Origin of the sequence: Methylobacterium sp. 4-46, from assembly GCF_000019365.1 — a bacterium.
Classification (GTDB): Bacteria; Pseudomonadota; Alphaproteobacteria; order Rhizobiales; family Beijerinckiaceae; genus Methylobacterium.
The window spans coordinates 1536543-1561944 of the sequence record NC_010511.1; the positions used below are offsets into that span (position 1 = coordinate 1536543).

General features: G+C 73.9%; 23 protein-coding genes. 9 read left to right on the forward strand and 14 right to left on the reverse strand.

Annotated features, from left to right (window positions below):
* Positions 1-266 precede the first annotated feature (266 nt).
* Positions 267-1133 (forward strand): pantoate--beta-alanine ligase, encoded by an 867-nt coding sequence (gene panC, locus M446_RS06620; protein WP_012331329.1) that lies wholly within the window; start codon positions 267-269, stop codon positions 1131-1133.
* A gap of 121 nt (positions 1134-1254) precedes the next feature.
* Here the strand turns inward: panC and dapD are convergent, their stop codons facing one another.
* From dapD to M446_RS06640, 4 genes are all read right to left on the reverse strand, one after another.
* Positions 1255-2100, reverse strand: a complete 846-nt coding sequence (gene dapD / locus M446_RS06625; RefSeq protein WP_012331330.1) for a 2,3,4,5-tetrahydropyridine-2,6-dicarboxylate N-succinyltransferase — start codon at positions 2098-2100, stop codon at positions 1255-1257.
* A gap of 100 nt (positions 2101-2200) precedes the next feature.
* Positions 2201-2707 (reverse strand): cyclic nucleotide-binding domain-containing protein, encoded by a 507-nt coding sequence (locus tag M446_RS06630; protein ID WP_012331331.1) that lies wholly within the window; start codon positions 2705-2707, stop codon positions 2201-2203.
* A 78-nt stretch (positions 2708-2785) separates the two neighbouring features.
* The gene (locus M446_RS06635; protein WP_012331332.1) at positions 2786-3472 is read right to left on the reverse strand and encodes a response regulator transcription factor; all 687 of its coding nucleotides are present in this window, start codon (positions 3470-3472) and stop codon (positions 2786-2788) included.
* A 209-nt stretch (positions 3473-3681) separates the two neighbouring features.
* A complete protein-coding gene (locus tag M446_RS06640) occupies positions 3682-4350 on the reverse strand; it encodes a 3'-5' exonuclease (protein WP_012331333.1) in 669 nt (222 codons plus the stop codon).
* Positions 4351-4396: 46 nt separating this feature from the next.
* On the opposite strand from M446_RS06640, the gene M446_RS06645 reads away from it, so the two are divergent.
* Positions 4397-4930, forward strand: a complete 534-nt coding sequence (locus tag M446_RS06645; protein ID WP_012331334.1) for a L,D-transpeptidase family protein — start codon at positions 4397-4399, stop codon at positions 4928-4930.
* Positions 4931-5108: 178 nt separating this feature from the next.
* Positions 5109-5309 (forward strand): hypothetical protein, encoded by a 201-nt coding sequence (locus M446_RS06650; RefSeq protein ID WP_012331335.1) that lies wholly within the window; start codon positions 5109-5111, stop codon positions 5307-5309.
* Between the two features lie 58 nt (positions 5310-5367).
* Here M446_RS06650 and M446_RS06655 read toward each other — a convergent pair whose 3' ends face one another.
* Complete coding sequence (locus tag M446_RS06655; protein WP_012331336.1) at positions 5368-6051, reverse strand: YggS family pyridoxal phosphate-dependent enzyme; 684 nt, start codon at positions 6049-6051, stop codon at positions 5368-5370.
* A 310-nt stretch (positions 6052-6361) separates the two neighbouring features.
* On the opposite strand from M446_RS06655, the gene leuS reads away from it, so the two are divergent.
* The 3 genes from leuS to holA all read left to right on the forward strand — a co-directional run bounded on the left by leuS (position 6362) and on the right by holA (position 10703).
* Positions 6362-8977, forward strand: coding sequence for a leucine--tRNA ligase (gene leuS / locus M446_RS06660; protein WP_012331337.1), 2616 nt, complete (start codon positions 6362-6364; stop codon positions 8975-8977).
* Between the two features lie 164 nt (positions 8978-9141).
* A complete protein-coding gene (lptE, locus tag M446_RS06665; protein WP_012331338.1) occupies positions 9142-9678 on the forward strand; it encodes an LPS assembly lipoprotein LptE in 537 nt (178 codons plus the stop codon).
* Positions 9675-10703, forward strand: coding sequence for a DNA polymerase III subunit delta (gene holA / locus M446_RS06670; RefSeq protein ID WP_012331339.1), 1029 nt, complete (start codon positions 9675-9677; stop codon positions 10701-10703). Before lptE ends, holA begins: the two co-directional genes overlap by 4 nt.
* A 93-nt stretch (positions 10704-10796) precedes the next feature.
* On the opposite strand, the gene M446_RS06675 is transcribed toward holA, so the two are convergent.
* The 5 genes from M446_RS06675 to mnmE form a co-directional block, all read right to left on the reverse strand.
* Positions 10797-11690, reverse strand: coding sequence for a ParB/RepB/Spo0J family partition protein (locus M446_RS06675; protein ID WP_012331340.1), 894 nt, complete (start codon positions 11688-11690; stop codon positions 10797-10799).
* Positions 11691-11724: 34 nt separating this feature from the next.
* On the reverse strand, positions 11725-12570 hold the full coding sequence (locus tag M446_RS06680; RefSeq protein ID WP_043700900.1) for a ParA family protein: 846 nt from the start codon (positions 12568-12570) through the stop codon (positions 11725-11727).
* Positions 12567-13205 (reverse strand): 16S rRNA (guanine(527)-N(7))-methyltransferase RsmG, encoded by a 639-nt coding sequence (gene rsmG / locus M446_RS06685; RefSeq protein ID WP_012331342.1) that lies wholly within the window; start codon positions 13203-13205, stop codon positions 12567-12569. The genes M446_RS06680 and rsmG overlap by 4 nt, the downstream gene beginning before the upstream one ends.
* The gene (mnmG, locus tag M446_RS06690; protein ID WP_012331343.1) at positions 13205-15088 is read right to left on the reverse strand and encodes a tRNA uridine-5-carboxymethylaminomethyl(34) synthesis enzyme MnmG; all 1884 of its coding nucleotides are present in this window, start codon (positions 15086-15088) and stop codon (positions 13205-13207) included. Before mnmG ends, rsmG begins: the two co-directional genes overlap by 1 nt.
* 174 nt (positions 15089-15262) lie before the next feature.
* On the reverse strand, positions 15263-16576 hold the full coding sequence (gene mnmE, locus M446_RS06695; RefSeq protein WP_012331344.1) for a tRNA uridine-5-carboxymethylaminomethyl(34) synthesis GTPase MnmE: 1314 nt from the start codon (positions 16574-16576) through the stop codon (positions 15263-15265).
* 200 nt (positions 16577-16776) lie between these two features.
* Between mnmE and mdoH the strand changes: the two genes are divergently transcribed.
* Positions 16777-18651 carry a glucans biosynthesis glucosyltransferase MdoH gene (gene mdoH, locus M446_RS06700; protein ID WP_012331345.1) on the forward strand — a complete coding sequence of 625 codons (1875 nt, stop codon included), beginning with the start codon at positions 16777-16779 and terminating at the stop codon, positions 18649-18651.
* 118 nt (positions 18652-18769) lie between these two features.
* Here the strand turns inward: mdoH and M446_RS06705 are convergent, their stop codons facing one another.
* Positions 18770-19234 (reverse strand): hypothetical protein, encoded by a 465-nt coding sequence (locus tag M446_RS06705; protein ID WP_012331346.1) that lies wholly within the window; start codon positions 19232-19234, stop codon positions 18770-18772.
* A gap of 313 nt (positions 19235-19547) precedes the next feature.
* A complete protein-coding gene (locus M446_RS06710) occupies positions 19548-20708 on the reverse strand; it encodes a trans-sulfuration enzyme family protein (protein ID WP_012331347.1) in 1161 nt (386 codons plus the stop codon).
* An 81-nt stretch (positions 20709-20789) separates the two neighbouring features.
* Between M446_RS06710 and M446_RS06715 the strand changes: the two genes are divergently transcribed.
* Positions 20790-21302, forward strand: coding sequence for a TspO/MBR family protein (locus M446_RS06715; RefSeq protein WP_012331348.1), 513 nt, complete (start codon positions 20790-20792; stop codon positions 21300-21302).
* Between the two features lie 156 nt (positions 21303-21458).
* Entirely contained in the window at positions 21459-22376 is a 918-nt protein-coding gene (gene ppk2, locus M446_RS06720) for a polyphosphate kinase 2 (RefSeq protein ID WP_012331349.1), read from the forward strand.
* 117 nt (positions 22377-22493) lie between these two features.
* Here ppk2 and M446_RS06725 read toward each other — a convergent pair whose 3' ends face one another.
* Entirely contained in the window at positions 22494-24830 is a 2337-nt protein-coding gene (locus M446_RS06725) for a molybdopterin cofactor-binding domain-containing protein (RefSeq protein WP_415926912.1), read from the reverse strand.
* A complete protein-coding gene (locus M446_RS06730; protein ID WP_012331351.1) occupies positions 24779-25225 on the reverse strand; it encodes a (2Fe-2S)-binding protein in 447 nt (148 codons plus the stop codon). Before M446_RS06730 ends, M446_RS06725 begins: the two co-directional genes overlap by 52 nt.
* Positions 25226-25402: the final 177 nt, after the last annotated feature.

The following is a 25402-nucleotide window of genomic DNA, read 5'->3' on the forward strand; positions in this document are numbered from 1 at the left end:
AGTCCATCCCCGATCGGAGAGCCGGATCACCTCTCACGGGCTGGGCTCCCGACTTCCGGACGGGCCGGGCGGGCGCGATCTCTGCCGTTTCATCAGGATGAATGGCGCGGCGCCGATCGCGACCGGCGCGGACGGCACGCGACGCCCCCTCGCCGCGCGGCCGGCGGCCGGGGCGGGTGCGGGGCGGGACCCGAGGCCGGGGGCTCCCGCGCGTTTCGTCCGGAAATGCTCTAGGGTCCCAGCCGAATCGACCCCGGAGCCCCGCGATGCCCCTCCCCTCTCCCTCCCCCGCCGCGGTCGCGCGGCTCGCCGACGTGCCGGCGCTGCGGGCCCAGGTGCGGGCGTGGCGGGAGGCGGGCGAGGCCGTCGCGCTGGTGCCGACGATGGGAGCCCTGCACGAGGGTCACCTCGCCCTGGTGCGGCAGGGGCGCGAGACCTGCCGGCGGGTCGTGGTCAGCATCTTCGTCAACCCGACGCAGTTCGGCCCGAGCGAGGATTTCTCCCGCTACCCGCGCGACCCGGAGCGCGACCTCGCGCTGCTCGCGGGGGCCGGGGCGGACGCGGCCTACCTGCCGGACGTCGCCACCATGTACCCGCCGGGCTTCTCCACCACGGTCAGCGTGGCCGGCCTCACCGAGGTGCTGTGCGGTCCGCTGCGGCCCGGCCACTTCGCGGGCGTCGCCACCGTGGTGACCAAGCTCCTGCTCCAGGCCCTGCCCGACCGGGCCCTGTTCGGCGAGAAAGATTATCAGCAATTGCAGGTGATCCGCCGCTTCGTGCGCGACCTCGACCTGCCGGTGACGATCGAGGGCGTGCCGACCGTGCGCGAGCCGGACGGGCTCGCCCTCTCGTCGCGCAACCTCTACCTGACCGCGGCCGAGCGCGAGGTGGCGCCGCGCCTGCACGCGGTGCTCCGGGACGTGGCCGAGGCGGTGCGGGGCGGCGGCGCGACGGGGCCCGCCCTCGCCGAGGGAAGCGTCGCCCTCGCGGCGGCCGGGTTCGCGCCCGTGCAGTATCTCTCGGTGAACGATGCCGACTCGCTGGCGCCGCTGGAGCGCGTGGACGGCCCCGCCCGCGTGCTCGCGGCGGCCTATCTCGGCCGCACCCGGCTCATCGACAACGTGCCCGTCTGATCCCAGCAATCATGTCTCATGACTGCCGGTTCCGTTCCCGGATCGTCGCCAGGCCTTTTCTTGGTGTCGACGATCCGGGAGGGTCAGCGGCCCGATGCGTCGGCGTCCCGGGCCGTCGCGGTCAGTCCCGCAGCAGCTCGTTGATGCCGGTCTTCGCCCGCGTGCCGGCATCGACCCGCTTGACGATCACCGCGCAGTAGAGCGCCGGGCCGGGCGCGCCGTCCGGCAGCGCCTTGCCGGGCAGCGAGCCCGAGACCACCACCGAGTAGGGCGGCACGCGGCCGTAGACGACCTCCCCGGTGGCGCGGTCGACGATCTTGGTCGAGGCGCCGAGATAGACGCCCATCGAGAGCACGCTGCCCTCGCCGACGATCACCCCCTCGGCCACCTCGGCGCGGGCGCCGATGAAGCAATTGTCCTCGATGATGACCGGGTTGGCCTGCAGCGGCTCCAGCACCCCGCCGATGCCGGCGCCGCCGGAGATGTGGCAGTTCTTCCCGATCTGCGCGCAGGAGCCGACCGTCGCCCAGGTGTCGACCATCGTGCCCTCGCCCACGTGGGCGCCGAGATTGACGAAGGAGGGCATCAGCACCGCGCCCGGAGCGATGAAGGCGCTGCGGCGCACGATGGCGCCCGGCACCGCGCGGAAGCCCGCCTGCCGGAAGCGCTCCGCGTCCCAGCCGTCGAACTTCGACGGCACCTTGTCCCACCACGCCGCGCCGCCCGGCGCGCCGGAGATCAGCTCCATGTCGGTGAGGCGGAAGGACAGCAGCACCGCCTTCTTCAGCCACTGATTCACCTGCCAGTCGGCGTTGCCGGACTTCTCGGCGACCCGGACCTGCCCGGAATCCAGGAGGGCGAGCGCCGCCTCGACGGCCTCGCGCACGGGGCCCTGGGTGGCGGCCGTCACGTCCGCGCGGTCCTCCCAGGCGGCTTCGATGGTCCGGGCGAGATCGGCGTGCGACATGGGCGGGAGTCCTGGCAGGGAGTCTTGCGAGGGGGTCCGGAGAGGGAGCCCCGCGAGGGGAGCGGTCGGGCGCCTGCTTAGCAAAGCCCCGCCGCCGCTGTCATCCCGGATCCCTTCTGGCCGGATCCCTTCTGGCCGGATCCCTCGCCGCCGGATCCTCCCCGGGCGCGGCGGCCCACAGCCCGCTCAGCGCCCGCGTCAGGGCGGTCAGCTCCTCCGCGATGGCGTCGTGGATCGCCGCGGCGGTCTCGGGGAAGACTTCGAGCACCCGGCGCATCAGGGCGCGGGGGATCACCATCACCGCCGCCTCGGTGGCGGCCCGCGCCGTGGTCGGGCGCTCCTGGACCAGGAACAGGGCGGTCTGGCCGATCAGCGCCGAGGGGCCGGCCTCGACCGGGGGCGTGCCCGCGGGGCGCGGGTCGAGCCGGATCGTGCCGCGCAGCACCACGAAGCCGCCATCGGCCGGCTCGCCGCGCCGGAACAGGACGCTCTCCGGGGCCAGCGTCCGATGCTCGGCGGCGAAGGAGATCAGCCTCAGCGCGTCCCGGGGCATCAATCCGAAGAGCGGGCTCGCGGCCAGGATCGCGATGTCGTCGTCGAGCGCCAACGGCCCCCTTCTCCCCCTGCCGCCCGGGGGCGGTCGAGAAACTGCTTAGCCGATCGGGCGTCGCCGTACCACGGCCGATCAGGGCAGCAGCTTGTAGCCGCCGCCCTCCGTCACCAGGATCGAGGCGGCGGCGGGGTTCGGCTCGATCTTCTGGCGCAGGCGGTAGATGTGGGTCTCCAGGGTGTGGGTCGTGACCTGGGCGTTGTAGCCCCAGACCTCGGCCAGCAGGGTGTCGCGCCCGACGACCTGCCGGCCCGCCCGGTAGAGGAAGCGCAGGATAGCGGTCTCCTTCTCGGTGAGCTTCAGCTTCGAGCCGCGCTCGCCGACGAGGAGCTTGGCGCCCGGCCGGAACGTGTAGGGGCCGATCTGGAAGATCGCGTCCTCGCTCGCCTCGTACTGGCGCAGCTGCGCCCGGATGCGGGCGAGCAGCACCGCGAACTTGAACGGCTTGGTGACGTAGTCGTTGGCGCCCGCGTCGAGGCCCATCACGGTGTCGGCCTCCGAGGTCTGGGCCGTCAGCATGATCACCGGGCTGCGGAAGCCGCTCTGGCGCATCTGCCGGACCGCCTCGCGCCCGTCGAGGTCGGGCAGCCCGACATCCATCACGACGAGGTCGACGCGCTCGGCCGCGACCCGGGCGAGCGCCCCCTGGGCGGTCTCCTCCGTCGCCACGGCGAATTCGGCGTGCAGTTCGAGCTGCTCGGTGAGGGTCTCGCGGAGCGAGGGATCGTCGTCGACGACGAGCAGGCGGTGGGCGTTCGACATCGGAACGACACTCTTGATGAACGCGACCCGGCCGAACCGCCGGCTTCCCTCACGATCGACGCCCCGGGCTCACCCCGGCCGGCCCTGCGCGTGCGGCACGGGACCGCTGCTTAGCAGCATGCGTGGCCGAGAGTAGCGGAGCGCGATGTCGCGGCAAGGCCCGCCCTTGCCGTGTCCACCCCCGCGCGCGACGGAGCGTTTCCGGCATGTTACGCAGGAGTCCGGGGCGGCAGCGTCCCGTCGGGCCGCTTCGGGGCCGGGCGCAGATTGCTGGGCGCCGCCAGGGCCGGGCGCTCCACCCGCACCGGACAGCCCTGCAGCCAGAGATAGACGCGCAGGGCCAGCCACGCGTCCTCCAGCGCCCCGTGCCGCGCCCCCGCCCGCGCCAGCTTCACGCGCCGGCAGACCGCGTCGAGGGCGGACGAGCCGGGCTCGCCCCGGCGGCGATAGGCCTCCATCGTGCAGTAGGTCGGGCGCGCGGGATCGGGCCGGCCCGCGGCCCGGAACTCGCGCGCCAGGAAGCCGAGGTCGAAGGCGGCGTTGTGCGCGACCACGAGGTCGGCCCCGGCGAGGAGCGCCGCGACGGCGTCGAGGTGGCCGCGGGCCGGGTCCTGGTGGCGCAGGAGCCAGTCGTCGTAGCCGTGCACCGCCTCCGCCCTCGGGTGGCTGGGCCGTCCGGGATCGAAGATCAGGTGGTGGCAGGCGAGGACGGGGCTCCCGCCGAGGAGCGTGGCGGTGTCGAGGAGGACGGCGCCGAAGCTGACGACCCGGTCCTCCGCGCCGAGGCCCGTGGTCTCGACGTCGACCGCGAGGAGCCGCCCCGGCAGGTGCCCGAGCCAGTCGGGCACCGCCGCACCCTGCGCCATCCCGTGCGCCATCGCCGCCTCCTGGAGACTCCCGCCCGAACGTCCTAAACCGGCAGCCATGAAGCGCACCACCCTCTCGGCCCTGCGCCTGCGCGCGAGCGTCCGCGACCGCTCCCGGGGCACGCTCCTCGCGGGCCCCGTGCAGATCCCCTGCGCCCTCGGCAAGGGCGGGCGCAGCCACGCCAAGCGCGAGGGCGACGGCGCCTCGCCGCGGGGCGCCTTCCGCCTGCGCGGCGGCTACTTCCGGCCCGACCGGTGCGGGATCCGCCCGGCCTGCGGCCTCGGGCTGCGCCCGATCCGCCCGCGGGACGGCTGGTGCGACGACCCGCGCGACAGGCGCTACAACCGCCCCATCCCCCTCCCCTCCCCGGGCGTGAGCGCCGAGACCCTGTGGCGGGAGGACGGCCTCTACGACATCGTGATCGACCTCGACTACAATCGCGGCCCGATCCGGCGGGGGCGCGGCAGCGCCATCTTCCTGCACTGCGCCCGGCCCGGCTTCCTGCCCACGGAGGGCTGCGTCGCCCTGCGCCGCCGCGACCTCGCCCGGCTGCTCGCCCGGATCGGGCCGCGGACGCGCCTCGTCATCTGATCCCTCGGCCGCCTCGCGCGGAGCCGGCGCGGCCCTCCGCAGGGTCATGCTGCGTCGCAGCATCGATCGGGCCGGTTTCACCAATATTGGTAACGCTGCCATGCTCGCCTGCCCCGCAAACATCCGGTATGGTCCGCCGCAATCCGCAATTCGGCCATAAATCAGCAGGGAGACGCGCATGCCGCTTGAGGCTTATTCCGCGACCGAAATCGTGCGCGCCCGGCAGATCCACGCTGCGGAAGGACCGAAGGGCACCCTCTGGGACGAGCGCGTGCGCCACCGGCAGGATCTCGACGCGCTGGTGCTGCTGTCCGACGACGACCGGTTGCGCTTCCTCGAACAGGCCCGCGAGGAGATCCGCCGCCTGCACGCGAATTGAGCCGCGGCGGGCCGAGGGGGCGGTCCGCCTGCCTCGCACGGGTGCCCCGGCATCCGCCCTAGCCCTTCGCCGGCCGCGCCCCGAAAATCGCGCTGCCCACCCGGACATGGGTGGCGCCCATCTGGATCGCCGCCGGGTAGTCGGCGCTCATGCCCATCGACAGCACCGCGAGCCCGTGGCGGGCGGCGATCCGGGCGAGCAGCGCGAAATGCGCCGAGGGCGGGTCCTCGGCGGGCGGGATGCACATCAGCCCCTCGATCGTCAGCCCGTGCGCGTCGCGGCACTCGGCCAGGAAGGCGTCGGCCGCGGCCGGCGAGACGCCGCCCTTCTGCGGCTCGTCCCCCGTGTTCACCTGAACGAGGAGGCGCGGGCGCCGACCGGTGCGGGCGATCTCCCTCGACAGGGACGCTGCCAGGGAGGACCGGTCGAGGGAGTGGATCACGTCGAACAGCTCCACGGCCTCCCGGGCCTTGTTCGACTGGAGCGGGCCGATCATGTGCAGCTCCACGTCCGGGTAGCGGGCCCGGAGCGCCGGCCACTTGGCCCTGGCCTCCTGCACGTAGTTCTCCCCGAACAGCCGCTGACCCGCCTCCAGGGCCGGGACGATCCCCTCCGCCGGCACGGTCTTCGACACGGCGACGAGGGCGACCGCGTTCGGGTCGCGCTCGTGGTCCCGCGCCGCGCGGGCGATCTCGGCCCGCACCGTCGCCAGATTCGCCGCGACTGCCGCCGCCTCGATCATCGATCCCCTCCCTCGCGCTCCCCGCGGCTCGACCGTTGACCCCGGGGACCAAACCGTGTCCTAGAGGCTGTCATGGACCGGAGACAGGTGTTGTGTCGCGTCAGCGACGTCCAGCCCGCGGCGTCGGCCGGCGACGCACCCGGCGCCCGACCCTGGCCGGCACAACGCCTGTCCCCGGTCCATCACAGCCTCTAGTCCGCCGGCGCCGCGCCGGGCAAGCTCAACCGCTTGCGGTCGCGGCGCTCTCCCGTCCCGCCTCCAGGCCCGGTCCCGCCGGCCGGCGCCGCCCCGTCCCACGAAGACGCTCCCCATGGCCGAACGCTACAACCCGAAAGAATCCGAGCCCCATTGGCAGGCGGTCTGGGCCGAGCGCGACCTCTTCCGCACCCGCAACGAGGATCCCCGGCCCACCTACTACGTGCTGGAGATGTTCCCCTACCCGTCGGGCCGCATCCACATGGGCCACGTGCGCAACTACGCGATGGGCGACGTGGTGGCGCGCTACAAGCGCGCCAAGGGCTTCAACGTGCTCCACCCGATGGGCTGGGACGCCTTCGGCTTGCCGGCCGAGAACGCCGCCATGGAGCGCAAGATCAATCCGCGCGAGTGGACCTACGCCAACATCGCCACGATGAAGGGCCAGCTCAAGGCGATGGGCCTGTCGCTGGACTGGAGCCGCGAGGTCGCGACCTGCGACCCGTCCTACTACAAGCACCAGCAGCGCATGTTCCTGGACTTCCTGAAGGCCGGGCTGGTGACGCGGCGCACCGCCAAGGTGAACTGGGACCCGGTCGACCACACCGTGCTGGCCAACGAGCAGGTGATCGACGGGCGCGGCTGGCGCTCGGGAGCCCTGGTCGAGCAGCGCGAACTGACCCAGTGGTTCTTCAGGATCACCGACTACGCGCAGGACCTGAGCGACCGGCTCGACACGCTGGAGCGCTGGCCGGAGAAGGTCCGGTTGATGCAGAAGAACTGGATCGGCCGCTCGGAGGGGCTGGAGCTGCGCTTCGCCCTGGCGGCGCCTGACGGCGCGGCGCCTGACGGCGCGCCCGATGGCGTCCCCTCCGAGGTGAAGGTCTACACGACGCGGCCCGATACCCTGTTCGGGGCGAAGTTCCTGGCGGTCGCGGCGGATCACCCCCTGGCCGCCGCCGTGGCGGCCACCTCCCCCGCCCTGCGGGACTTCATCGCCGAGTGCCGCCGGATCGGGACCGCGCAGGAGGCGATCGACACGGCGGAGAAGCTCGGCTTCGACACCGGGCTGAAGGTTCGCCACCCCCTCGACCCGACTTGGCTGCTGCCGGTCTACGTCGCCAATTTCGTGCTGATGGAGTACGGCACCGGCGCCGTGTTCGGCTGCCCGGCCCACGACCAGCGCGACCTCGACTTCGCCAACAAGTACGGGCTCGGCAACGTCCCGGTCGTCTGCCCGCCCGGGACCGACCCGGCCGGTTTCGTGATCACCGACGTCGCCTATGAAGGTGACGGCCGCATGATCAACTCGCGCTTCCTCGACGGCATGACCACCGAGGCGGCGTTCGCGGCCGTGGCAGCGCGCCTCGAAGCGGAGCGGCTCGGCGAGGCGCCGGTCGCGCAGCGCCGGGTGCAGTTCCGCCTGCGCGACTGGGGCGTCTCCCGCCAGCGCTACTGGGGCTGCCCGATCCCCGTCATCCACTGCGAGTCCTGCGGCGTGGTGCCGGTGCCGGTCGAGGACCTGCCGGTGACGCTGCCCGAGGAGGTGTCCTTCGACCAGCCGGGCAACCCGCTGGAGCGGGACGCGGCGTGGCGCAACGTGCCCTGCCCGGTCTGCGGCGCTCCGGCCCGGCGCGAGACCGACACCATGGACACGTTCGTGGATTCGTCCTGGTACTTCGCGCGCTTCACGGCGCCCTGGCTGACCGACGCCCCGACCGACCCGGCGACGGCCGACCGCTGGCTCCCCGTCGACCAATATATCGGCGGCATCGAGCACGCGATCCTGCACCTGCTCTACTCGCGCTTCTTCGCCCGGGCGATGCGCAAGGTCGGCTGGGGCGGGGCGGACGAGCCTTTCGCCGGCCTGTTCACCCAGGGCATGGTGGTCCACGAAACCTACAAGGACGCGTCCGGGGCCTGGGTGCAGCCGGTGGACGTGCGGATCGCCGTCGAGGACGGGGAGCGCCGGGCGTTTCACGTGAAAACCGGCGCGCCGATCATAATCGGCTCGATCGAGAAGATGTCGAAGTCGAAGCGCAACGTGGTCGACCCGGACGACATCATCGCCTCCTACGGGGCGGATACCGCGCGCTGGTTCATGCTGTCGGACTCGCCGCCCGAGCGCGACGTGATCTGGACGGAGGACGGCGTGCAGGGCGCCTCGCGCTTCGTCCAGCGGGTCTGGCGCCTCGTCAACGAGATCGCCGAGCGGCCCGAGCAGGCCGGCGACGCGGCCGCCGACCTCGCCCTGCGCAAGGCGGCGCACCGGGCCCTGGCCGCGCTCGGCGAGGATATCGAGCGCCTGCGCTTCAACCGCTGCGTCGCCCACCTGTACGAGCTGGCGAACACGCTCCAGGACGCGCTCGCCGGCCCGGCGCCGCTCGGGCGGCCCGCGCTGATCGAGACCGGCCGCATCCTGGTGCAGCTGCTCGCCCCGATGATGCCGCACCTCGCGGAATCCTCATGGGCGGTGCTCGGACAGCCGGGCCTGGTCGCGGAGGCCCCCTGGCCGGAGGCCGACCCAGCCCTGCTCGTCGAGGCCAGCATCACGCTGCCGGTGCAGGTGAACGGCCGGAAGCGCGCCGACGTGACGGTGCCGCGCGAGGCCGACGCCGCCGCGGTCGAGGCCGCCGTGCTCGCCCTGGAGGCGGTGCAGCGCGCCCTCGACGCCAAGGCGCCGCGCAAGGTGATCGTGGTGCCCCAGCGCATCGTCAACGTCGTGGCCTGAGGCGGGGACGATTCGCGGCGGGGATCCGTGAGGAAAGCGGGGACGGCGCGCCCCGCCTCCACGCTCCCGCCGCAGAGCTTTCCTATATCCTGCGGGTCCGGGTCGGTGTCGCGCCGACCCGGCGACCGAATCAGGATCCGCTCGCGGCGGAGGACGGGACCGGCATGGCACGCAGCACGGTAGGCACGGCGCGACGCTTCGCACTCGCCGGGATGGTGATGCTCGGCCTGTCCGGGTGTTTCCGGCCGCTCTACGGCCCGACCGCCTCCGGCGCGCCGCTGAGCGCGGTGCTGGCCTCGATCCAGGTCGACCCGGCGACGACGGCCCAGGGCCAGGAGCGCCTCGGCCACTACCTGCGCAGCGAGCTGGTCTTCGACCTCGACGGGGCCGGCCAGGCGCCGGAGAAGCGCTATCGGCTCACGCTCGCGGTGAGCGAGACGGTGCAGACCCCGATCGTGAGCTCGGTCACGGCCCGGGCCGAGTCCGCCACGCTGTACGGCAGCGCCGCCTACAAGGTGGTGAGCCTCGACGGCAGCCGCACCCTCACGGAGGGCACCGCCACCGGCCTCGCGAGCTACGACCGCTCGGTGCAGCGCTTCGCCAGCCTGCGCGCGGCCCGCGACGCGGAGATCCGCCTCGCCAAGCTCCTGGCGGACCAGATCAAGACGCGCGTCGCCGCGATCCTTGCCACGCAGCCGTGACGGCGATCCGCCCGGGCGACGTCGAGGGCCTGCTGCGCCGCGGGCCCGACCCGCGCGTCGCCGTGATCCTGGTCTACGGCCCCGACACGGGGCTGGTGGCCGAGCGCGCCCGCAGCCTCGCGGAGGGCGCGGTGGCGGACCCGTCCGACCCCTTCGCCCTGGTCAAGATCGACGGGGACGTGCTGGCGGGCGATCCCGGCCGGCTCCTCGACGAGGCCGGGACGGTCGGGCTGTTCGGGGGCCAGCGGGCGATCTGGGTGCGGCCCGGCAGCCGCCCCATCGCGCCGGCCGTCGAGGCCCTGCTCAAGGCGGAGCTGCCGGCGGCCCGCGTCGTGGTGGAGGCGGGCGACCTCGCCAAGTCGGCGCCGCTGCGGGTCCTCTGCGAGCGCTCGCCGCGGGCCCTCGCCCTCCCCTGCTACCCGGATGACGCGCGGACCCTCGCCGACCTGATCGACGCGCGGCTCCAGGCCGAGGGCCTGCGCATCGCGCGCGACGCCCGCGAGACCCTGGCGGCGAGCCTCGGGGGCGACCGCCGCGCCAGCCTCGGCGAGATCGAGAAGCTCGCCCTCTACGCGCGCGGGCAGCGCGAGATCAGCCTCGAGGACGTGGAGGCGGTGGCGAGCGACGTCTCGGGATCCGTCCTCAACGCCCTGATCGACGCCGCCTTCGCGGGTCAGGCCGGCGAGGCCGAGCGGAGCTACCGGCGCTTCCGGGTCGAGGGCATGGACGCCTCGGTGATGTTGGGGGCGGCCCTGCGCCACGCCCTCGCGCTGCTCGCCGCGCGCCTCGACGGCCAGGGCCAGTCGCCGGGCCAGATCGTGGCGAGCTGGCGCGGCCTGCACTTCCGGCGCCAGAGGATCGTCGAGGTCCAGCTGGCGCGCTGGTCGCCGGAGGCGCTCCGGCGCGCCGTCGCCCGCCTGCAGGAGGCCGTGCTCGCCTGCCGGCGCGCCGAGGCGGAATTCGCGCACGCCCTGGCGAGCGACGTCCTGGTCCGGATCGCCCTGGAGGCCGGGCGCCGCGCCTGAGCGACGCCGACATCCGCATGGCCGAAATCGGAGATGGCGAAGCCATCAACCGGATGTCGTTGGAGCGCGATGCGGGCCCCCTCCCCTCGCCGCTCAGCCCTGCATCTCGAGCCGGCGGCAGATCGCGTCCAGCTGATCGAGGCTGGCGTAGCGCAGGCGCAGTTCCCCGCCGCCGCCGCGATGCTCGATCGAGACGGTCACCCCGAGCGCGTCCTCCAGGCGCCGCTCCAGGGCGCGGGTGTCGGCATCCTTCTCCGGCGGCGCCCGGCGCGGGCGGCCGGGACGCGGGCCGGACTCGGCGGGCTGCTCGGCGGCGGCCAGGGCCTCGACCTCGCGCACCGTCAGCCCCTCGGCGACGACCCGGCGGGCCACCGCCTCCGGGTCCCTGACGGCGAGCAGGGCGCGGGCGTGGCCCGCGGTGAGCGCGCCCGCCACCACCTGCTCCTGCACCGATGGCGGCAGGTTCAGCAGGCGCAGCGTGTTGGCGAGGTGGCTGCGGCTCTTGCCCATGATCTCGGCCAGCTCGGTCTGGCTGTAGCCGAACTCGCTCATCAGCCGCTCGTAGCCGGCGGCCTCCTCGATCGGGTTGAGGTCGGCGCGCTGGACGTTTTCCAGGATGGCGTATTCGAGGGAGGTGCGGTCGTCGATCTCGACCACGACCACCGGGACTTCGTGCAGGCCGGCGCGCTGGGCGGCCCGCCAGCGGCGCTCGCCGGCGACGATCTCGAACGTGTCCGGCACCGCGGCGACGCCGCGCACCACGATCGGCTGGATCACGCCGCGGGTGCGGATCGAGGCCGAGAGCTCCTCCAGCTCGGCCTCGGCGAAGTGGCGGCGGGGATTGCGCGGATTGGGGCGCAGGAACTCGATCGGCACCCGGCGCTGACCGCGGCGGTCGATCGGCGCCGGAGGCGCGTCCTCGCCGACATCGCCGATCAGCGCCGCGAGCCCGCGTCCGAGCCGCGGGCGGGCCACCTCTTCCGCCATATCCTGGTGTCCTCGTGTCTCGTGACCCCGGCGCTCACGCGGCTGCGGGGAGGCGTCCTTCGCGCTGGATGATCTCGGAGGCCAGGCGCAGGTAGGCCTGCGAGCCGGCGCATTTCAGGTCGTAGAGCAGGACCGGCTTGCCGTGCGAGGGCGCCTCGGAGACGCGCACGTTGCGGGGGATCATCGTCTCGTAGACCTTGTCGCCCATGAAGGCCCGCACATCCGCCACGACCTGGGTCGAGAGGTTGTTGCGCGGGTCGAACATGGTGAGCACGATGCCCTGGATCGCGAGCCGCGGGTTGAGCGTGCCCCTCACCTGCTCCACCGTCCGCAGCAGCTGGCTCAACCCCTCCAGCGCGAAGAACTCGCATTGCAGCGGCACCAGCACCGCGTCGGCCGCCGCGAGGGCGTTGATGGTGAGGAGGTTGAGGGAGGGTGGGCAGTCGATCAGCACGTAGGTGAAGCGCTCCTCCTCGGCCATCTCGCCGCGGGTCAGCGGTTCGAGGACGCGGCGCAGGCGGTGGGCGCGGTCCTGCGCGCTCGCCATCTCCATCTCGAGGCCGAGCAGGTCCATGGTCGAGGGGGCGATCGCGACGCGCGGCACGGCGGTCGCCTGGACGGCCTCTTTCAGGGCGGCCTCGCCCGCGAGAACGTCGTAGGTCGAGAGGCGGCGCTGGCGGCGGTCGATCCCGAGCCCCGTCGAGGCGTTGCCCTGCGGATCGAGGTCGATGATCAGCACCTGCTCGCCGATCGCCGCCAGGGCGGTGCCGAGATTGATGGCCGTCGTGGTCTTGCCGACGCCGCCCTTCTGGTTGGCGAGCGCGATGATGCGAAGGGGCCGCGCGGAGCGGGCCGGCGCCTCGGAAGGTTCCACTGTCATGGAAGCGGGTCGCTCAAGCTGGAGATGCGGACGATCCCCGCGGAGGAATCGGTCCGGCTCGGGATCACATCCGCCACGAATGTCCACTTTTCGCGGGCGGCGGTCAATTCGGATTGGGCCTCCCGGCCCTTCGGAAACAGCCCGATGGTGCCGCTTTTCAACAGCGGGGCCGTCCAGGCGATGAGCTGCGGCAGGGGCGCGAGGGCGCGGGCGCAGACCACGTCGACGCCGCGGAAACCGGCGACGACGCGCTCGATCCGGGCGACGTGGATCCGGGCCGGGGCGCCGGTGAGGCGGGCGGTTTCCTGCAGGAAGGCGCCCTTGCGGGCATTGCTCTCGACGAGGTCGACGCGCAGGTCGGGGCGATTCCGCACCCCGGCGATCGCCAGGATCAGGCCCGGGATGCCGGCGCCGCTGCCGAGGTCGAGCCAGGTCCGCGCCTGCGGGGCGGCGTCGAGGAGCTGCAGGGAATCGGCGATGTGGCGCGTCCAGACATCCGGCAGGGTGGCCGGGCCGACGAGGTTCTTGATCGCCTGCCAGCGCGTGAGCTGGGCGACGTAGAGGTCGAGGGCGGCGGCTGTTTCACGTGAAACACCCGCCTCCGCCAGCACCCTGTCGCGGTCGGAGGGCACCATCACGCCTCCGCCGGAGCGGCCGCGTCGGCCCGCCTGGCATGGGCGGCCAGCAGGGTCAGAGCCGCGGGGGTCACACCCTCGATCCGTGCCGCCTGGCCCAGCGTGTGCGGCCGCACGCAATCCAGCTTCAGCCGCAACTCGTTCGACAGGCCGGCGATGCGGCCGTAATCGAGAGAGGCCGGAAGTCGCACCGCCTCGTCGCGCCGGAAGGCCGCGATGTCGGATCGCTGCCGGTCGAGATAGACCGCGTAGGCCGCGTCGGTGCGCAGCCGCTCGGCGACGCGGGGCGGGACGGCCGCGAGTTCGGGCCAGATCGCCGCGAGGCGCGGCCAGTCGATCTCCGGATAGGAGAGGAGCTGGAAGGCGCTGCGCCGGATCCCGTCCCGGTTCAGGGCGAGGCCGTGCCGGGCCGCCTCGCTCGGCGTGATCGCGAGCGCGTCGAGCCGCGCGCGGGCCGCGGCGAGGGCCTGCTGGCTCTCGGCAAAGTGGCGGGCCCGCGCGGCCCCGACGCAGCCGAGCGCGATGCCCCGCCCGGTGAGCCGCTCATCCGCGTTGTCGACCCGCAGGCTGAGCCGGTACTCGGAGCGCGAGGTGAACATCCGGTAGGGCTCGCTCACGCCATGCGTGACGAGGTCGTCGATCATGACGCCGATGTAGGACTCGGCCCGGTCGAGGACGGCGAGGGCCGATCCGGCGGCGAGGCGCGCGGCGTTGATCCCCGCCAGGATGCCCTGGCCGGCCGCCTCCTCGTAGCCAGTGGTGCCGTTGATCTGGCCGGCCAGGAACAGGCCGGCGACCCGGCGGGTCTGGAGCGTCGGGTCGAGCTCGCGCGGGTCGACGTAGTCGTACTCGATCGCGTAGCCCGGCCGCAGCATCGCGGCCCGCTCGCAGCCCGGGATCAGGCGCAGGACCGCGCGCTGGACCTCCTCGGGCAGGGCGGTCGAGATGCCATTCGGGTAGATCGTGGGATCGTCCAGCCCCTCCGGCTCCAGGAAGATCTGGTGCCCGTCGCGGTCCCCGAAGCGCACCACCTTGTCCTCGATCGAGGGGCAGTAGCGCGGACCGCGGCTGGTGATCCCGCCCGAGTACATCGGCGAGCGGTGCAGGTTGGCGCGGATCAGGTCGTGCACCGCCTGCGTGGTGCGGGTGACGCCGCACTCGATCTGCGGCGTGGTGATCCGGTCGGTCAGGCTGGAGAAGGGCACCGGCTCGTCGTCGGCGGCCTGCTTCTCGATCCCGGCCCAGTCGATGGTGCGTCCGTCGAGGCGGGCCGGGGTGCCGGTCTTGAGCCGGCCGAGCCCGAAGCCGTGCCGGTCGAGGGTGGCGGCGAGGCCGAGGGCCGGCGCCTCGCCAACCCGTCCGGCCGGCATGGTCCGCTCACCGATATGGATCAGACCGCGCAGGAAGGTCCCGGTCGTCAGCACCACGGCCGCGCAGGGGAGGGCGCGCCCGTCCGCCAGCACGATGCCCGTGACGCGCCCCTCCACCACGGCCAGGTCGTGCGCCTCGCCCTCGATCAGCGAGAGGTTGGGCGTGGCTGCCAGCGCCTCCTGCATCGCCCGGGCGTAGAGCTTGCGGTCGGCCTGGCTGCGGGGCCCGCGCACCGCCGGTCCCTTGCGGCGGTTCAGCAGACGGAACTGGATCCCGGCGCGGTCGGCGACGCGGCCCATCAGCCCGTCGAGGGCGTCGACCTCGCGCACGAGGTGGCCCTTGCCGAGGCCGCCGATGGCGGGGTTGCACGACATGGCGCCGAGCGTGGCGCGGCGGTGGGTGACGAGCGCCGTGGCGGCGCCCAGGCGCGCGGCGGCCGCGGCGGCTTCCACGCCGGCATGGCCGCCGCCGACGACGATCACGTCGAAGCGGGTGCGGTCGATTCGCTGCATGCGAGATCTCTGGGCGGGCAGCCCGAGATCGTCAACCGGGAAGTCGGGGAGGGCGCGTGTTTCACGTGAAACGGGGAAAGCGATTGGAGAATCGTGGCTGTTTCACGTGAAACAGCCTCGCTCCGCCGCAGCGCGGGCGCGCCCGCGCGAGCGGATCCTCCTCGCGGCCCCGCTTCACTTCCCGATGCAGAAACTGGAGAACAGTCGGTCCAGCATCTCCTCGACGCCGACCCGGCCCGCCACCGCCCCGAGGGCCCGCACCGCGAGGCGCAGGTCCTCGGCGACCAGTTCCGCCGGCATCGTCTCGGCCCCGGCGATCGCCCGCCCGAGATGGGCCGCGCATTCCTCGAGCGCGCGGCGCTGCCGCTCGCGCGTCACCACGGCGTCGCCACGGCCGAGCGCGGCCCCCGCCGCGGCCGCGACGCGGTCGAGAAGCATCGCGAGCCCCTCGCCGGTCAGGGCCGAGATCGCGAGCGCCCCGTCCACGCCGCCGCCCGGATCCCGCCCGAGATCCCGCTTGGTGTGCACGACCAGGGCTCCCTTCGGCGCCGCGGCGCCGCCCTCGGGCGGCACCAGCCACAGCACGAGATCCGCCTCCTCGATCCGCCGCCGGCTGCGCGCCATGCCCTCGGCCTCGATCGGGTCCGCCCCTTCGTCCCGCAGCCCGGCCGTGTCGACGAGGAGCACCGGCAGGCCGTCGAGGTCGCAGCGGACCTCGATCGCATCCCGCGTGGTGCCGGGGATCGGCGAGACGATCGCCGCCTCCCGCCGGGCGAGGGCGTTGAGCAGCGTCGATTTGCCGGCATTGGGCGGACCGGCCAGGACCACCACGAACCCCTCCCGCAGCCGCTCGCCCCGCCGTCCCTCCGCCAGCGCCGCCAGGATCGCGTCCCGCACCCGCGCGGCCGCGGCGAGACCCGACGCCGACAGGGCCGATTCGTCCACGTCGCCCTCGTCCGAGAAGTCGAGCGCGGCCTCGGCCCCGGCGAGCACGCCGAGCAGGGTGTCCCGCCAAGCCTCCACGAGCCGGCCGAGCGCCCCGTCGAGCTGCCGCATCGCCTGCCGGCGCTGCGCTTCCGTCTCGGCATCGATCAGGTCGGCGAGACCCTCGACCGCGGTCAGGTCCATGCGGCCGTTGAGGAAGGCCCGCCGCGTGAAGGCGCCGGGCTCGGCCGGGGCGAGGCCCGGCAGGCGGCCGAGCACCCGAAGCACGGCCGCGCGGACGGCCGCCCCGCCGTGAAGGTGCAACTCGGCGCTGTCCTCGCCCGTGAAGGTCGCGGGACCGGGCAGCCAGACCACCAGGGCACGGTCGAGCACCTCGCCCGTCCCCGGGTCGCGCAGCTGCCGCAGCGACAGGCGCCGCGGCAGGGGAGGGGGGTGGCCCGTCAGCGCCGTGAGACATGAGGCCGCTCCCGGTCCGCTGATCCGGATCACCGCCACCGCGGCCCGTCCGAATCCCGAGGCCGGCGCGAAGATCGTGTCGGTCAAGACGTCGCTCCTCCGGGGGCTCCGCCCCGCACCCCGCGCGGGCGCCGCCCGCGCCCCGCCGGGAACTCGCCCCCGGAGCCCGGGATTGACAGCGCCGGTCCGTCCTGTCGAGCATCGCGGCGCCGCAGCGTCATCGTTCCGGCACCATTCAGGCCAATCCCCCTAGGGCTGGCCATCCTCCCGTCTCCGTCGAGTCCGCCATGCCGCCTGCCTCCCCGCCCGATGCGGCGCTGATCGTGCGCCGCCTCGCCCTCGCGCTCCCGACGCTCGCGACGGCCGCCGCGCTGGCCGGGCTCGCGGCCGCGGCGAGCCCGGCCGACGGTCTCCTCGACGGCGCCGTCCTGGTGCTGTTCTGCCTCGTGATGACGTGGCAGGCCTACGTGGCGTGGCAATACGTCTACGGCGCCGCCGCCGCCTGGCTCAAGCGGCGCGTCGTCTCCGCCGTCGAGGCGGCGGCCCCGACGGTGCCGCTGGCGCCGTCCGGGCGGAGCCGCACGGTGCTGGCGGTGGCGATCCACGCCGAGGACCCCGTCGCAGTCTTCGCAGCGATCCGGGTGATGGCCCGCTCCATCGCCCGGGCGGGCGGCGGCGGCGACATCGACATCTTCGTCCTCAGCGACACGCGGGACGCCGCCATCGCCGCCGCCGAGGAGCGCGAACTCGCCCGCGCCCGGGCGTGGTGCGAGGCCGCCGGTCCCGGGCTGCCGCGCCTGCGCTATCGCCGCCGGGCCGAGAATACGGGCCGCAAGGCCGGCAACATCGCGGAGTTCTGCCGCCGCCACGGCGACGCCTACGAGTTCATGGTCGTGCTCGACGCCGACAGCCTGATGAGCGGCGCCACGATCCGCCGGCTGATCCGGCTGATGGAGGCGCATCCGCGCGTCGGGCTGATCCAGACGGTGAGCTACGCGGCCGGGCGCGACACGCTCTTCGCCCGCATCCAGCAATTCGCCGTGCGCCTCTACGCGCCGCTCTCGATCCGCGCCCTCGACACCTGGCAGGGCCCGGACGGCAGCTACTGGGGCCACAACGCCATCCTGCGCCTGCGCGCCTTCGCGGCGCATGCCGACCTGCCGGTTCTGCCCGGACGGCCGCCGCTCGGCGGCGAGATCCTCTGCCACGACACCGTCGAGGGGGCGCTGCTGCGCCGCGCCGGCTGGGAATTACGCCTGCTGCCGGAGGAGGGGGGCACCTGGGAGGAGATGCCGACGAACCTCGTCGACCTCCTCGGGCGCGAGCGCCGCTGGTGCCAGGGAAACCTGCAGCATCTCGGCCTCGTCGGCACGCCCGGCCTCACGGCCGGGAGCCGCTGGCACCTCCTGGTCGGGATCCTGTCCTACCTCGCCTCGCCGCTCTGGCTCGCCTTCCTGACCCTCGGCACGGCCCGGGCTGTCCTGCGCGGCGATCTCGGCCTGCTCGCCTACGGGCTCACCGGCGAGGGGGAGGCGGCCGGCGCGCTCGCGGCGCTCACCCTGGCGGTCCTGGCGGCGCCCAAGCTGCTCAGCCTCGGCCACGTCCTCCTCAGCCGCGAGCGGCGGAGCGCCTTCGGCGGAACCCGCCGGCTCCTCCTCAGCGCCGCCCTCGAACAGGTGGTCTGGGTGCTGCTCTGGCCGGTGCTGATGCTGTTCAACGCCGGGGCGGTGGCTTCGACCCTGGCCGGCAAGGTCGTGCGCTGGGACGCGCAGGTGCGCGACGACCGGCAGGTCCCCTGGTCGGAGGCGGCCCGGCTGCAGGCCGACGCGCTGATCGCGGGGGGCGTCCTGGCCATACTCCTCGCCGTCGCGGGCGATCCGTGGCTGGCCGCCTGGATGGGGCCCGTCGCCGCCAGCCTCCTGCTCAGCCCCGCCCTCAGTGTGCTGACGAGCCGCGCCGATCTCGGCCAGGGCGCGCGGCGGCGCGGGCTGTTCCTGACCGTGGACGACACCGCGCAGGCGCCGGAGCTGCGCGACCTCGCGGCGGCCCGGGCCGGCCGGCCGCCGGAGCCGGAGCGCCCGCGCGCCCAGCCCGTCGCGGGGGAGGGGCCGGTCTGGCTCGCCACCGTCACGGACGACGCCGCGGCCTCGCCCCCGCGCTGAGCCGGCCCGCGGACCCGCCGGGACGGGCGCCGGACGGCTCCTCAGCGGAATCGCCGCGCGCGATCCTGCCGTGACCGTCGCGTGCGGACCATCGTCGCCGCCGAATCGGTCGCGCGGCTCAGCGCGCCGGCTTGCCCAGCACCCGGAGGGGATCGGTGCGCTGCTGCGGCGAGGGCGCGGTGGTGAGCGCCGTGCCCTCCTCGCCCCGCCGGGTGCTGCCGGTGGTCGCGGGTCCGGCGCCGCCCTGGCCGGCGGTGGCGCCGTTCTCCGGCCCGTGCACCGGCACGTTGCCGCTGGCGAGTTCGAGGCAGGTCAGCATCTCGACGTAGCTCGGGAAGCCGCCGGCCCGCGATTGCTGCGAGCACTGGCGCTTCGCCGTGCCCGAGAAATCACCCCAGCGCTTGCGCAGGTCGTCCCCCGCGGCGCGCTCCGAGCGCAGGCAGCCGTCCGCCCCGGCATCGTTCGAGACGGAGGCGCGTCCCGGTGACTTGCAGGTGGCCTCGATGTTGAAGCGCGGCGGCCCGTCGGCCGCGGCGAGGAGGACGTGCGCGCCGAGAAGCGCGGCGGGCAGGGCGGCAGGCATGGGGCACTCCTCGGCTGGCGAGCTTTGCGGGAGAACGCGCCGGGATGCGATCGGTTCGACGGGCGGGCCCGTGCGAACCGAAGGAGCGGCGCGTCGACCGAAAGTTCACCATGATCCGAAATCCGACGGATTGCTTCGCAATACGGATTTCGGCTTCGCTCAAGCGCCGCGCGGGCTTGGCATACGACGACCGACGGATTGCTTCGCCATGCGGATTTCGGCCTCGCTCAAGCGCCGCGCGGGCTTATCTCACGCTCTCAGGACGTGATCGTCCGGAGAGCGTCTGATTCCCCGCCCGCCGGGCCGCGGCGGCTCAGGCCGCGCCGCGCAGGGCCGCGTCGAGATCCGCGAACAGGTCCTCGGGGTCCTCGATGCCGGTCGAGAGGCGCAGCAGGTCGGCGGGGCAGGGGGTCCCGGGCCCCTCCACCGAGGCGCGGTGCTCGATCAGGCTCTCGACCCCGCCGAGGGAGGTGGCGCGCTTCCACAGGGAGACGCGGGCGGCGGTGGCGATCGCCGCCGCCTCGCCGCCGGCGACGCGGATCGACAGCATCGTGCCGAAGCCGCCCTCCATCTGCCGCGCCGCGACCGCGTGGCCGGGATGATCGGCCAGGCCGGGATAGAGCACGGCATGGACCCGCGGGTGGGCCGTGAAGCGATCGGCCAGCGCGGCGGCGCCCCTCATCTGCGCGGCGATGCGCAGGTGCAGGGTGCGCAGGCCGCGCAGCAGCAGGAAGGCCTCGAAGGGGCCGAGGATGGCGCCCTGGCTCGCGCGGATGCCCTTGATCCGGCCCCAGAACGCGTCCTCCCGCGCCCCCGCCAGCACGCCCGCGATCACGTCCGAGTGGCCGTTCAGCACCTTGGTGGCCGAGTGCATGACCACGTCGGCCCCGAGCGCGAGCGGGCGGGTGACCACCGGCGAGGCGGCGGTGGAATCGACGGCCAGCCGCGCGCCGGCCGCGTGCGCGATCTCGGCCGCGGCCGCGATGTCGGTGATGGTCCAGAGCGGGTTCGAGGGCGTCTCGAGCCAGACCAGCTTCGTGCGGCCCGGCACCACCGCCGCCCGCAGGGCGTCGAGGTCGTCGGTGGCGACGAGGTCGACCTTGAGGCCCCAGCGGGTCGCCTCCTGCAGCAGCCAGCGGCGCAGGGCCCAGTACATCACGCTCGGCGCCACCACGTGGTCGCCGGGATCGAGCGCCCCGAACACCGCCGTCGCCGCCGCCATGCCGGAGCCGAACAGCAGCGCGCCCGCCGGCGCCTCCTCCAGCATGGCGAGGACGGCCTCGGCCTCGCGCACCGTGGCATTGTCCGGCCGGCCGTAGCAGTAGCCGGAACTGTACTGGTTGTCGGGGTCGCGCAGATAGGTCGAGGTGAGGTGGATGGGCGGCACCACCGCCTTGGTCACCGGATCGACGTGGCCCATCGCCTGAACGGCGAGGCTGCGCTTGGACCAGGGGGAGGGGGTTTCGCGGCTCATCTGCAACTCCTGCGGCACCGCTTCGCCCTTGCAGAACGGGGGCCCGAGCGCAAGTCAGGGCAGTCATCCCCTGGAACTGCCATGACGCTCGCCGCCACCCGCCTCGCCGTCCCGTCCCCCGCCCTGCGCCTCGCCCTCGCCGTGCTGCCGGTGCTCGCCACGGCGCTCACCGGCCCGCTCTTCACCACGCCCAACATCCCGACCTGGTACGCGGGCCTCGCCAAGCCGGGTTTCACGCCGCCGAACTGGATGTTCCCGGTCGCGTGGTCGATGCTCTACGCGATGATCGCGCTCGCCTGCTGGCGCGTCCTCGGCACGGCCCCGGCGAGCGCGGACCTGCGCCGGGGCCGGAGCGTGGCGCTCGCCGCCTACGCGGTCCAGCTCGCCCTCAACGCGATCTGGACGCCGGTCTTCTTCGCCGCCCATTCCCTGCTCGGCGGGCTGGTGGTGATCGTCGCGCTCCTCGTGATGATCCTCTGGACGATCCGGCTGTTCTGGCCCCTCGACCGCGCCGCGGCCCTGCTGCTGGTGCCCTATGCGGGCTGGGTCGCCTACGCGACCGCCGTGAACGCGGCGGTGTGGCGGATGAACTGATCGGCCGGCGCCTCGGCCGGCCCCGCGGGTCTCGCCCCGCCCCGCCGGGGGGACCGGAACCGGCCGGGTGCGGCGGGTCCCCGCGCAAACTGTCACATCCCGGCCGCAGAATGGGCCGGGCCCGCCCGTTCCCGGCGGGCCGGACGGAGACGCGCGATGGAAGACGATCTGAAGGCCGCCCGGGTCGAGGCCGTGCGCGAGGAGGTGGCGGACAGCCTCGACGAGGAGATGGAACTCGAACTCGACGAGGCGTTCCTCGAACGCGTCGCCGACGGCGTCGAGCCCCCGAACCGCGCCCCGACCCTGCCGCGGGCGGTGTATTTCCGCGAATTGCTGCGCCTGCAGCAGGAACTGGTGCGGCTGCAGGATTACGTGCAGGTCCACAGGAAGCGGGTCGTGGTGCTCTTCGAGGGGCGCGACGCGGCCGGCAAGGGCGGGGTGATCAAGCGCATCACCCAGCGGCTGAACCCGCGCGTCTGCCGCATCGCCGCGCTGCCGGCCCCGAGCGAGCGCGAGCGCACGCAATGGTACTTCCAGCGCTACGTCGCCCACCTGCCGGCCGGCGGCGAGATCGTGCTGTTCGACCGCTCCTGGTACAACCGCGCCGGCGTCGAGCGCGTGATGGGCTTCTGCACCGACGACGAGTACGAGGAGTTCTTCCGCTCGGTGCCGGAATTCGAGCGGATGCTGGTGCGCTCGGGCATCATCCTGGTGAAGTACTGGTTCTCGATCACCGACGAGGAGCAGGAATTCCGCTTCCGGATGCGGATCAACGACCCGCTCAAGCAGTGGAAGCTGAGCCCGATGGACGTGCAGTCGCGGGCCCGCTGGGAACTCTACACGAGGGCCAAGGAGACGATGCTGGAGCGCACCCACATCCCCGAAGCGCCCTGGTGGGTGGTCGAGGCGGTCGACAAGAAGCGGGCGCGCCTCAACTGCATCGCTCACCTCCTGGAGCAGGTGCCCTACGGCGCCGTCGAGCGCCCCCCCGTGGACCTGCCCGAGCGGGTGCGCCACCCGGATTACGAGCGCCACCCGGTTCCCGCCGAGATGCACGTCCCGGCCCGCTACTGAGCGGGTGCCCGCTCCTCGCAGCCCCGGCGAGCCAGCGCCGCCGCGGAGGCGGCGCCGATCCCCGGCGAGGCGCCGGTGACGAGCGCCGTGCCGCGCTGCGACTCCATCGGCTCCTCCTCATGCGCCGGAGAGCCTGACGTTGGAGAGCGGCAGCGCGCGGACGCGCTGGCCGGTGAGCGCCGCCACCGCGTTGGCGACCGCGGGCGGCACGCCGGGCAGGCCCGGCTCGCCGACCCCACCCATCGGGGCGCCGCTCTCGACGATGCGCACGTGGACCGCCGGCATGTGCTCGCGCCGCAGGATCGGATAGGCGTCGAAGTTGCGCGCCTGCCGCTGCCCGTCCCGATAGAGCATCTGCTCGACGAGCGTCGCCGAGAGGCCGAGCGCCGCGGCCGATTCGACCTGGGCCTTCACGATCGCCGGGTTGACCACGCTGCCCGGGTCGAACGCGATCCAGAGCGTGTGCACCCGCGCCTCGCCGCCCTCGACCGAGACTTCCGCCACGGTCGCGGTCTCGGAGCCGAAGGGCGAGGCCATGGCGAGGCCGCGGGCGCGCCGCCCGCCCTCGGCCTCGTAGGGGCCCCGCTTCCAGCCGCCGGAGAGGTCCGCGACCTCCTCCAGCAGCCGCCGGTGGCGCGGGCTGCCCGCCACCAGCGCCATCCGCAGGGCGAAGGGGTCCTGCCCGCCCGCCTGCGCGATCTCGTCGAGGAAGCTCTCGTAGAAATAGTCGTTCATCGAGTGCCCGACCGAGCGCCAGAACGCGATCGTGACCGGGTGCGCCCGCTTCACGAAGGTCATGCGGCGGTTCGGGATGGCGTAGGGCTTCCGGACCAGCCCCTCGACGGCGGAAGGGTCGACCGGCCCCTGGACCATCGCCCCGAACCAGCGGCCGATCGGCCCCTCGCCGACCGTGCGCACCTCGAGCGCGATCGGCCGGCCCGCCGCGTCGAGGGCGGCGCGGAAGCGGCTCGCCGAGAGGGGCCGCAGGGCGTCGCTGCCGAACTCCTCCTCCCGCGACCACAGCACCCGCACGGGCCGGCCCGTCGCCCTGGCGAGCAGGATCGCCTGCGGGTAGGGGTTCGCCGGCCCATAGGCGAAGTGGCGCCCGAAGAAGCCGCCGAGCATCGGCGAGTGGATGCGCACCCTGTCCGGGGCGAGGCCCGCCGCCTGCGCGGAGAGGGCCTGGAACAGCTCCGGCATCTGGTTGGGCGTCCAGACGTCGAGCGTGCCGTCCGGGTTGAAGCGGGCGATGGCGGAGGGCGGCTCCAGCTGGGCGTGGGCGAGGTAGGGCGCCTCGTAGGCGGCCTCGATCACCCTGGCGGCGCTCGCGAAGGCGCCGCCCGCGTCGCCCTCCGCCTCCGCCACCTGCGCCTCCCCCACCTGAGCCTCTCCGGGCGCGTCCGCGAGCGCGGCCCGCATCGCCTCCGACGAGAAGGTCGCCGAGACGGTCGCGATGCCCTCCGGCTCGGGCGCCGACCAGCGCACGCGGAGCGCCTCCACGGCCTTGCGGGCGCGCCACCAGCTGTCCGCCGCCACCGCGACGGCGCCGGGGAGTCGGTGGACCGAGTGGACGCCCGGCATCCGCCGGACCTCGTCCTCGTTGGCGAGGGACAGGGGCTCGGTGCCGAGATGCGGCGCGTGCTGGACCGCCGCGTGGAGCATCCCCTCGACCGTCTGGTCGATCGCGTAGACCGCCCGGCCCGTCGCCTTGTCCCGCACGTCGAGGCGGGGCACCGGCCGGCGGATGTAGCGGAACGAGGCCGGGTCGCGCAGGGGCACGCCGTCGCGGGGCTTGAGGGCGAGCGCCTCCCCGGCGAGGTCGCCGTACGGGAGGGTGCGGCCGGAGGCGGGGTGCACCACGGCGCCGTCGCGGGTGGCGAGGCTTCCCGCCTCCACCTTGAGCCGGGCGGCGGCGGCGCGGATCAGCATGTCGCGGGCGGTGGCGCCGAGCTGGCGCATCAGCGCGTAGCTGGAGCGGGTGGAGAAGCTGCCGCCGGTCATCCGCAGGCCGTTGACCACGGCGTAGTCCGGGCCGGGCGGGGCGCACTCGACCAGGAAGCGGGCGGGATCGACGTCGAGTTCCTCGCCGACGATCTGGGCCATGCCGGTGGCGATGCCCTGGCCGCCCTCCACGAAGGGGCTGAGCAGGCGGACGCGCCCGTCCGGGCGGATCTCCAGGAAGGCCGGAACGCGGGTGCCGGGCTGGGGCGCGATGGCGCCGGCGCCCTCGGCCGGGCCCTGCGCCTCGGCGCGGCCCCGGGCCGGGAGCGCGATGCCGAGCACCAGCGCGCCCGCGGCGCGGCCGAGGAAGCGGCGGCGGGAGAGGTTGGCGACGCCCTCCGGCGCGACGGCCGGCAGGGAGGGGAGGGGGGACCGCGCGGGCCGCGTCATCGCCACCTCCCTCAGGCCGCGGCCTGCCGCACGGCGGCGGCGATGCGGTTGTAGGTGCCGCAGCGGCACAGGTTGGTCATCGCGGCGGCGATGTCCTCGTCGGTGGGCTTCGGGTTCTGCGTGAGGAGGGCGGTGGCCGCCATGACCTGCCCGGACTGGCAGTAGCCGCATTGCGGCACCTGCTCGGCCACCCAGGCCTCCACGACCCTGCGGCCGACCGGATCCTGCTCGATCGCCTCGATGGTCCGGACGCGGGCGGCGCCGACGCTCTCGATCGGCACCTGGCAGGAGCGCGTGGCCTGCCCGTCGATCAGCACCGTGCAGGCGCCGCACTGGGCGATGCCGCAGCCGTACTTCGTGCCCGTCATGCCGAGCGTGTCGCGCAGGACGAAGAGGAGCGGGGTGTCGGGCTCGACCTCGACCTGATGGTCGCGGCCGTTGATCGTGAGGTGGAACATCGCGGGTCCTCGGGGGGCGGACGCTGAGCCAGGACCCTATGACCGCCATGCTTCCCGAGAAATGTCGTAAATCCGACTTTTTCGGACATCGGCTCCGCGCGATCGATCAGGTCTCGCCCGCAAAGCGGCGCAGGGCGTTGCGCGATTGCTGATCGATCTGGGACGGGGGCATCACGG

What these genes read in the sequence shown, in the direction of transcription:
- panC (WP_012331329.1), top strand. Translation starts at nt 267, where the DNA reads ATGCCCCTCCCCTCTCCCTCCCCCGCCGCGGTCGCGCGGCTCGCCGAC.
- dapD (WP_012331330.1), bottom strand. Translation starts at nt 2,100, where the DNA reads ATGTCGCACGCCGATCTCGCCCGGACCATCGAAGCCGCCTGGGAGGAC.
- M446_RS06635 (WP_012331332.1), bottom strand. Translation starts at nt 3,472, where the DNA reads ATGTCGAACGCCCACCGCCTGCTCGTCGTCGACGACGATCCCTCGCTC.
- M446_RS06640 (WP_012331333.1), bottom strand. Translation starts at nt 4,350, where the DNA reads ATGGCGCACGGGATGGCGCAGGGTGCGGCGGTGCCCGACTGGCTCGGG.
- M446_RS06645 (WP_012331334.1), top strand. Translation starts at nt 4,397, where the DNA reads ATGAAGCGCACCACCCTCTCGGCCCTGCGCCTGCGCGCGAGCGTCCGC.
- M446_RS06650 (WP_012331335.1), top strand. Translation starts at nt 5,109, where the DNA reads ATGCCGCTTGAGGCTTATTCCGCGACCGAAATCGTGCGCGCCCGGCAG.
- M446_RS06655 (WP_012331336.1), bottom strand. Translation starts at nt 6,051, where the DNA reads ATGATCGAGGCGGCGGCAGTCGCGGCGAATCTGGCGACGGTGCGGGCC.
- leuS (WP_012331337.1), top strand. Translation starts at nt 6,362, where the DNA reads ATGGCCGAACGCTACAACCCGAAAGAATCCGAGCCCCATTGGCAGGCG.
- lptE (WP_012331338.1), top strand. Translation starts at nt 9,142, where the DNA reads ATGGCACGCAGCACGGTAGGCACGGCGCGACGCTTCGCACTCGCCGGG.
- M446_RS06675 (WP_012331340.1), bottom strand. Translation starts at nt 11,690, where the DNA reads ATGGCGGAAGAGGTGGCCCGCCCGCGGCTCGGACGCGGGCTCGCGGCG.
- M446_RS06680 (WP_043700900.1), bottom strand. Translation starts at nt 12,570, where the DNA reads ATGACAGTGGAACCTTCCGAGGCGCCGGCCCGCTCCGCGCGGCCCCTT.
- rsmG (WP_012331342.1), bottom strand. Translation starts at nt 13,205, where the DNA reads ATGGTGCCCTCCGACCGCGACAGGGTGCTGGCGGAGGCGGGTGTTTCA.
- mnmG (WP_012331343.1), bottom strand. Translation starts at nt 15,088, where the DNA reads ATGCAGCGAATCGACCGCACCCGCTTCGACGTGATCGTCGTCGGCGGC.
- mdoH (WP_012331345.1), top strand. Translation starts at nt 16,777, where the DNA reads ATGCCGCCTGCCTCCCCGCCCGATGCGGCGCTGATCGTGCGCCGCCTC.
- M446_RS06705 (WP_012331346.1), bottom strand. Translation starts at nt 19,234, where the DNA reads ATGCCTGCCGCCCTGCCCGCCGCGCTTCTCGGCGCGCACGTCCTCCTC.
- M446_RS06710 (WP_012331347.1), bottom strand. Translation starts at nt 20,708, where the DNA reads ATGAGCCGCGAAACCCCCTCCCCCTGGTCCAAGCGCAGCCTCGCCGTT.
- M446_RS06715 (WP_012331348.1), top strand. Translation starts at nt 20,790, where the DNA reads ATGACGCTCGCCGCCACCCGCCTCGCCGTCCCGTCCCCCGCCCTGCGC.
- ppk2 (WP_012331349.1), top strand. Translation starts at nt 21,459, where the DNA reads ATGGAAGACGATCTGAAGGCCGCCCGGGTCGAGGCCGTGCGCGAGGAG.
- M446_RS06730 (WP_012331351.1), bottom strand. Translation starts at nt 25,225, where the DNA reads ATGTTCCACCTCACGATCAACGGCCGCGACCATCAGGTCGAGGTCGAG.